The sequence below is a fragment of the Streptococcus danieliae genome (assembly GCF_009767945.1).
In the GTDB taxonomy this organism is placed as follows: domain Bacteria; phylum Bacillota; class Bacilli; order Lactobacillales; family Streptococcaceae; genus Streptococcus; species Streptococcus danieliae.
Genome location: NZ_WSRS01000088.1, coordinates 1 through 6974 on the forward strand (window position 1 = coordinate 1; position 6974 = coordinate 6974).

At 45.0% G+C, this 6974-nt stretch carries 8 protein-coding genes; 1 reads left to right on the forward strand and 7 read right to left on the reverse strand.

The annotated features are described in order from the left end of the window. Positions 1 to 55: 55 nt before the first annotated feature. On the forward strand, positions 56 to 289 hold the full coding sequence (locus E5983_RS07955) for a LuxR C-terminal-related transcriptional regulator (RefSeq protein WP_202056586.1): 234 nt from the start codon (positions 56 to 58) through the stop codon (positions 287 to 289). Positions 290 to 746: 457 nt separating this feature from the next. Here the strand turns inward: E5983_RS07955 and E5983_RS07960 are convergent, their stop codons facing one another. The 7 genes from E5983_RS07960 to E5983_RS07990 form a co-directional block, all read right to left on the reverse strand. Beyond that, positions 747 to 1889 carry a mannitol-1-phosphate 5-dehydrogenase gene (locus E5983_RS07960; protein ID WP_160333327.1) on the reverse strand — a complete coding sequence of 381 codons (1143 nt, stop codon included), beginning with the start codon at positions 1887 to 1889 and terminating at the stop codon, positions 747 to 749. A gap of 12 nt (positions 1890 to 1901) precedes the next feature. Next, a complete protein-coding gene (locus E5983_RS07965) occupies positions 1902 to 2339 on the reverse strand; it encodes a PTS sugar transporter subunit IIA (protein ID WP_160333328.1) in 438 nt (145 codons plus the stop codon). A 2-nt stretch (positions 2340 to 2341) separates the two neighbouring features. Continuing rightward, a complete protein-coding gene (locus tag E5983_RS07970; RefSeq protein WP_160333329.1) occupies positions 2342 to 4294 on the reverse strand; it encodes a BglG family transcription antiterminator in 1953 nt (650 codons plus the stop codon). A gap of 25 nt (positions 4295 to 4319) precedes the next feature. Beyond that, on the reverse strand, positions 4320 to 6080 hold the full coding sequence (locus tag E5983_RS07975) for a PTS mannitol-specific transporter subunit IIBC (RefSeq protein ID WP_202056596.1): 1761 nt from the start codon (positions 6078 to 6080) through the stop codon (positions 4320 to 4322). A gap of 186 nt (positions 6081 to 6266) precedes the next feature. Next, positions 6267 to 6536 carry a type II toxin-antitoxin system RelE family toxin gene (locus E5983_RS07980; protein ID WP_160333330.1) on the reverse strand — a complete coding sequence of 90 codons (270 nt, stop codon included), beginning with the start codon at positions 6534 to 6536 and terminating at the stop codon, positions 6267 to 6269. After that, positions 6526 to 6753 (reverse strand): type II toxin-antitoxin system RelB family antitoxin, encoded by a 228-nt coding sequence (gene relB / locus E5983_RS07985; RefSeq protein ID WP_160333331.1) that lies wholly within the window; start codon positions 6751 to 6753, stop codon positions 6526 to 6528. Before relB ends, E5983_RS07980 begins: the two co-directional genes overlap by 11 nt. A gap of 80 nt (positions 6754 to 6833) precedes the next feature. Further along, positions 6834 to 6974 (reverse strand): transposase (locus E5983_RS07990; protein WP_202056349.1); only part of this gene is annotated, 141 nt, incomplete at its 5' end.

Below are 6974 nucleotides of genomic sequence, written 5' to 3' on the forward strand. Positions count from 1 at the left end.
AAAAATCAGAATTTTCCCGATAATCGGGATAGAAAAGTAGGAAATACAGGGACTCTTGCTGGAAATTAGAGGGCAAGCGTCCCTTCTTTTTTTATATGACGGAATACTTCTGGTTTTTAGAGGTGCCCTTTATCTGCTCCGCCGTAACTATACTCAAGAAAAAATCGCCAGTACCTTGACCATCAGTCGCCGTACCGTCAACAACCATCTGGCTCATATCAATGACAAATTAAATACACAATCAAGCATGGCTGCTGTTTTACGAGCCATCGAACTGGGAATCCTATGAGGGAAAACGAACTCAAGATCCCAGAATCTAACATCGTAAAAAGAGGCTGGGACAAAAGTCTAGCCTCATTGACTTTGGTTAATAAAATACCTTTGACGCAGTAGCTGATTAGGTCTAACAGCATTGTATGCTGTTAGAGAGTACCAAATCTTGTTTGCGAAGCAAATTCCAATCATTCGCTTTTCAAGCTCGGAAGAGGACCTAATCAGCCTTGCGGGGGGTAGGAGTAAAAAGATCCAGTGGATCTTTTTAGCATGAGCCTGAAATTAAGAAAGCGAATAAACTAAAGGGAACCTCTAAAAACCCCAGTTTTTCTTCAAATTGAATCACTCAAACCTTGATAAATCAACATTTAGATTTTCAGAAATTTAGTTTTTAGAGGTGCCCTAAATTTTTTCAAATTTAGTTCTGTCCCATTCCCTTTTTATCATTGTTTTATGTGCTTTTAAACCAGTTTTTAGTTTGCCAATTGAGCGACCACAGCCTCCAAAAGTGGTCCCTCCTCCAGGCCGGTCACCTGAACCACCACTTCTTTTAGTGGTTGGAAAGCTAGGAGTTCTTGTAATTCCAAAGCCTGGGGATCATTTGGATCGCGGTAGGCAAAGACTGCCGCGACGGTTTCTAGTAGGTGTTGATAGGATAGCTTACGCTCCGCCAATTCACGGATCGGGCGGATAAAGCGTTCATCGTAGCCCAATTTCCGAATCGGTGTCCGGGCTACACGTGTAATATCATCTACAATATACGGATTTTCAAAACGGCTGATAATCACTCGGTGATAGTCTTCCAAAGCCGCCTGCTCAAAGCCCCATTTGGCCATTAACAGGCTGCGAATCTCTGCCAAAACAGCCTCGACTTGCTCCTTGACTGCTGGATTTTGCAGCGCTTCAAGAATGGTCTTAGCTCCAGCTTGAGCCCCTGTATAGGCAGAGGTTGCGTGGCCAGAGTTCACGGAGAAGAGCTTACGTTCGATAAAGGGTTCCAAGTCCTCTTCGTAATGAACCTGCTCTAAACGCAGCTCGGGATTTTTCATGCCCTTGGTTTCGACAACCCACTCCTTGAAGGGCTCCACCACCACATAGAGGGGATCCTCATGGCTTTGAGCGGGAACAATACGGTCAACAGCTGCATTAGGGAAACCAACATGTTTCGCCACATAAGCTTTGCCGGCTTCAGACAGATAACCGTCCACTTCCTGCGCCAGAAAACTAGAGCCTCCAATCATATTCTCACAGGCAAAAACATCCACATTTTGGTGGTTCCCCTGAGCCAAGCGTGCTTCCAAACCACGTGCCAAAACTTCTGCAATAAAGGGAAGGATATTGGGACCAATCGCGGTTGTGATCAAATCCGCCTCCGCAATTGCCTGAATGACTTGGTCTGGATTTTGGGCGTTGTTGATGCCCCTCACGCGGGAAACCTGAATTTTCGGTTGGCCTTCCTGGGCAATTTCAATAGTATAGCCTTGTTTCTCATTCAAGGCATCAATAATCGTCTCATTAACATCAATAAAGGCAATTTCAAAATCATTGTCATAAAGAACTTGGCCAATAAACCCACGTCCAATATTGCCGGCACCAAAATGAACTGCTTTTTTCATAAAAGATCCTCCCTAAGCTACACTTTCTAGTAATTGCTTGATTTCTTCCACGCTTTGAGCATCTGCTAGCTTGACCACATTGTCGACATCGGCACAGAAGATGGATATTTTTTGAATCATCTCCAAATGATCCTCTCCCAGCCCAGCAATTCCAAAAAGAATTGTCGCAATCTTGGGATCTGCATCTGTTCCAAAATTTACACCAGCTGGAACCTGCACAATGGTGATGCCAGAAGACAAGACTTCTTTTTTAGCCGCATCTGTTCCATGGGGAATAGCAATAAAATTGCCCATATAAACGGAAAGGTCTTGGTTGCGCTGGATCATAGCCTCAATATAGGCTTTCTTGACATGGCCAGCGGCCTGCAACTGACGTCCACAAAAGCGAATGGCCTCTTCCTTACTAGCAAAGGCTTGGTTTAGATGAATGAGCTTATTTTCAAGTTGCATAGTTATTCTCCAATTTTTTTCATTTTTTCTGCAAAGATGGTATTCAATAATTGGTAGACAATCTCTTGATTTCCCGTCCGATAAATCTCTGTGTAGAGTTTATTTTCAATAATCGATTGACTAATAGCTGTCATCAAGTCCCGAACTTCCTCCCGTTCCCCGACCGGAGTGAGCATGACCAAGAGTCGCCGAACCGCTTCCTCCTCCTGGTTCATCGAGGGACTGGAAACAGCATTGGCCAACTGCGCAATCATAAACTGGCTGGTCTCGACCTGGCTGGTTTGGGTATGTAAGAGGGCTAGATTGGTTTGCGGAATGGCCAGGGGGCTCTGGTAAAAGCGGTCCAAAAGTTTCCGACCGACATAAGCCATATCTAAGATCCCCTCTAATTGCCCAACCACCGCTGTGACAGCCTGGTCGAACGATTCCTGCTGCGGTAGTTCCACCAAGGAGAATCGTTTTAGGAGTAGCCGGCTGGCTTCCAGATAGGCCGGCAAATCATAGCTTTTCTCCTCTTCCACAACCACCCGTTCCCGAACCGTTCGATTTTCCTGGATCCGCTGCAGGGTTTCCTGCAAGTCCAACATTTCCTGGGTACTGGGGAAGGTCGAAATTAATTGGAATTCAGATTGAGTCAGCGGTTTGGTCGTCAAACAATAGTCATAGGAGTCCAACTCTAACCCCTCCAAGTTATTGGAACTTTTCACCTCAATTCCCTCTACGAAGGGAGCAATCGTTTTGATTTTTGACACCAAAACGCTAGCTGACAAAGGCCGTTCATCCGTCACCAGCAGCAAGCGGATAGGAAAAATTTCTGGACTTCGCCGCAGGCTAGCGGCAAAGTGCAGAGTCACTAGTTCGTATTCATATTCATTCTGAATATAGGCTGGGAACAAGTCCTGCATTAACAGGCTGACCAGGCGGTGTAAAAAGGGATTTCTCTGACTACTTAAAAAAGCCATATTCGCCGTTTTGACATCTGGAAACAAGACTGGGACCGCTAGAGTTAGGCGGATATGATTAAATAAAAAGGGGAAAAGTAAGCGATCCTTCATAAAATCACTCTTGCTAAAACGGGATACGGAGTCAATCAGCTGCGTGACATTGTAATAAAAAGAACTGTCAAAACTCTCCCGAAAGAGCGGCACCTCCTGACGGCGAATAATCAACTCATCCACCATGGACGCAAAGTAAAGAATCTCCTGCAGATTGTAAAACTGTTTGATTGCAGCCGACAGACGACTAAAGAGCTTCTGCGCAAACTCCAGAGCTTCCTTAGACAATTCAACCTGCTGCTGCAGCTGCCCCTGATTATCCGCTAGGGCCAAGAGCGAAATGAGAAATTGCTTGAGCTTGACATCGACTTCTCCCAAGCTAGACGCCAAATCCTCAAAGACCTGCCGACAACTGGTAACTCTAGCAGTCTGTAAAATCGGAAATTCCGAATAACGATCTGCCCAAAAATCCTGAATACTAATTGCATTCGTGAGCAGAATCGCCAAAACCCGCCGTTTTTGTGAGGATGTTCCCAGCAAACTGTAGCCCTTGTGTCGGGACAAGGACAGCTGGAAGTCCTTGACACGTGCCTCAATCACCGCAATATCCTGAATCACAGTCACATTGGAAACAAAATAAACTTCCTGTAGCTGTTCATTGGTCACGGATTGATCCGCTACCAACAGATCATAAGTGATAAGCAGTTGCCGCCGGCTGGGACTGTAGGCTTCCTGACCATCAGTCGCATTTAATTGAGCCAGATCCCCTTCGAGATAATACTTCCGCCCTTCCTTGATCAGCTTAACCCCATGCCGATCCAGATAGGGTGTCAAATCTGATAAGGTCCGATAAACGGTCCGGGTGGAAACCTGTAAAATTTCCGTCATCTCCTTCAAGGAAAGCTTCCCTACTTGGAGGAAAGCTTTCAGAAGGTCTTGTTCACGTTTGCTTAGTATCATGGTTTTATTATACTAAACATCTAACTTATTGATGGATACGATCAACCATTTTATCGTATTCTGGAGTGGTTACCAAACTATCCACCACCAAAAGCTGAGCTTCAGACGCAGCCTGCTGTACCACTGCCTGATTCGCAATTGTGGTAACCAATAAAATGTTTTTCGCATTATGTTCAGCCAAATTGGCCAATGGAACAGTCGCAACCGGGATACCGATGCCACGGTTTTTAAAGATGGCACTGAGAGTTGCCTGTCCCATGGTCGCAGAACCCTGAGCCTGCCCATAAGGGAAGACCACTTCATCAACATAGTTGAGATCTACTTGCCCCTGAGCTTCTGGACGTGGATCCGCTTCAAAAACTACAGCTGCTTGACCCGCCAATTTACTGACAATTTCATCATATTTTGGAGACGTTAGGAAATTGTCCACAGCCACATGGATCGCCCGTGGAGTCCGTTGCAGGGCACGATCAGCCAATTCCTCCTGGGTTACAATGAGTGTGTTTTCTGTATCTTCCAAGGCCGAAATGGCTTTGTTGGAAACTGGAATATCTAGACCTGCTTTTTTAACCTTATCCCGCAAGAGAGAGGCCCCCATCGCGGAACTTCCCATCCCCGCATCACAAGCAAAAATGATTTGACGAACATTTGCGGCAGAAATTTCCTCAGCAATCGGAGCTAAAGGCTGCCCTTTTGATGCTGCTTTGGCAGCCTTGCTAGCAGCTTGCGCCTCCTCCAAACTTTCTCCCTCAGACTTATCAGCCTTCAAAATAATGGAGGCAACTACAAAGGAAGCGATCGCACCTGCAAAAACGCCGGCCAAGACAGCAAGAAGGTTCGCAAGATAACCATCTCCCTTAGGTACCATTCCCATAATAGCCAGAATCGAACCTGGAGACGCCGCCGCCCCAAGACCTGCATTCAAAAGTTGGAAGGCAAAGGTACCAGACACACCCCCAGCAATCGCTGCTAAAAAGAGCGCCGGCTTCATCATCACATAAGGGAAGTAAATTTCATGAATTCCACCAAAGAAATGGATAATCATCGCTCCCCAAGAAGAAGACTTGGCTGACCCCTTACCAAAGAAAGCATAGGCCAAAAGAATCCCCAAACCAGGACCAGGGTTGGCTTCAAGCAAGAAGAGAACAGACTTCCCAGTCTCAAGTACCTGCTCTGCCCCAAGTGGCGTAAAGATTCCATGGTTCAAGGCATTATTCAGGAACAAAATCTTAGCTGGCTCAATAATGATATTGGCCAATGGTAAGAGTTTCATCGCGACAATCGCTTCCACCCCATTACCAATCATTCCTGTCATACTCTCCACAAATGGCCCTACAATTTTGAAGGATACCAACATAAGAGCAAACCCCAACAAACCAGCCGAAAAGTTATTGACCAGCATCTCAAAACCAGGCCGAATCTTAGGTTGCACCAGTTGATCAAACTTCTTGCTCCCCCAAGCTCCCAAAGGCCCCACAACCATGGCTCCAATAAACATCGGAACCGTTGTCCCAGCAATAACCCCCATGGTCAGGATGGCACCAACCACCCCACCCCGTTGGCCATAAAGATTAAAACCTCCGGTATAACCAATTAAAAGCGGCAAAAGATAAGTAATCATTGGACCAACAATGGTTGCAAAAGACTCATTCGGCAACCAGCCGGTTTCAATAAATAAGGAAGTTAGCACCCCCCAAGCAATAAAAGCACCTATATTGGGCATGACCATATTGGATAAGGTTGTCCCTAACTTCTGCAGACGGACTCGAAATGATTGAGCTTCCATTATACGACCTCCTATCGTTGATTTCTATCTTTAGTATAGCGACAAAAAATGCGACCGAAAACTCAAATCTTGTCACACTTTTTATGACAGAGGAGGGGGAGACATAAGCGTATCTCTAAGCTGAAACACCGAGAACTAGAAAAGCAATTCAAAAAAAGCCAGCACGAAGCCGACTTTCTCCACTTATCAACGTTTGTAAACTTCTTTCCTATGACCGACTTCAAGAGCCAAGACTACGAGTTCATCATCTATAATGTCGCAGATCACACGATAATTACCAATTCTGTAACACCATAGCCCTTTTAAATCCTCTACTAGAGCTTTACCATGTTGTCTAGGATTCGCTAACCCATCCAACTTATTCTTCATATCCTTGGCTAACATGAAACCGACATGTTTATCCATCTTTTTCAGTTGCTTCAAGACGTCATCACTAAGAACTAGTCTATAAACCATCTTCTAGCTCCTTTATAACATCATCTATCGCATGAGTAACCGGATTCTTTTTAAAGCTTTCATAAGCTTTCAAGCCCACTTCGTAGTCTAGCTGATCTTCTATCTGCTCAATTAAGGCACTTTTGAAAAGTTCAGATAAACTTTTTCCTGTATGAGTTGCATAATTCTTGAATAATTCATCCTCTGCCTTATTTAATCTTAAGGATACCACTGTCATAGTTCCAGAGGCTGGGACAAAAGTCTCATAAAGCCTAAAAAGGAGAGATTCATCTACTGAAATGAGTCTCTCCTTTTCTTTTAGAATCTCCTCTTCCTATATTTGAGGAGATTATTGGCCATGAGAACCAATCCCATGTCAATTTTTACTTGTCGTTTTCCTCGTAGGTTACAACGTTTGTAACCTAAACAAGCCTTTACCTGTCCAAAGACAGGTTCCAC

Bases quoted from the DNA above. Each gene is read 5' to 3' on its own strand.
- E5983_RS07960 (WP_160333327.1), bottom strand. From the start codon at position 1,889: ATGAAAAAAGCAGTTCATTTTGGTGCCGGCAATATTGGACGTGGGTTT.
- E5983_RS07965 (WP_160333328.1), bottom strand. From the start codon at position 2,339: ATGCAACTTGAAAATAAGCTCATTCATCTAAACCAAGCCTTTGCTAGT.
- E5983_RS07970 (WP_160333329.1), bottom strand. From the start codon at position 4,294: ATGATACTAAGCAAACGTGAACAAGACCTTCTGAAAGCTTTCCTCCAA.
- E5983_RS07975 (WP_202056596.1), bottom strand. From the start codon at position 6,080: ATGGAAGCTCAATCATTTCGAGTCCGTCTGCAGAAGTTAGGGACAACC.
- E5983_RS07980 (WP_160333330.1), bottom strand. From the start codon at position 6,536: ATGGTTTATAGACTAGTTCTTAGTGATGACGTCTTGAAGCAACTGAAA.
- relB (WP_160333331.1), bottom strand. From the start codon at position 6,753: ATGACAGTGGTATCCTTAAGATTAAATAAGGCAGAGGATGAATTATTC.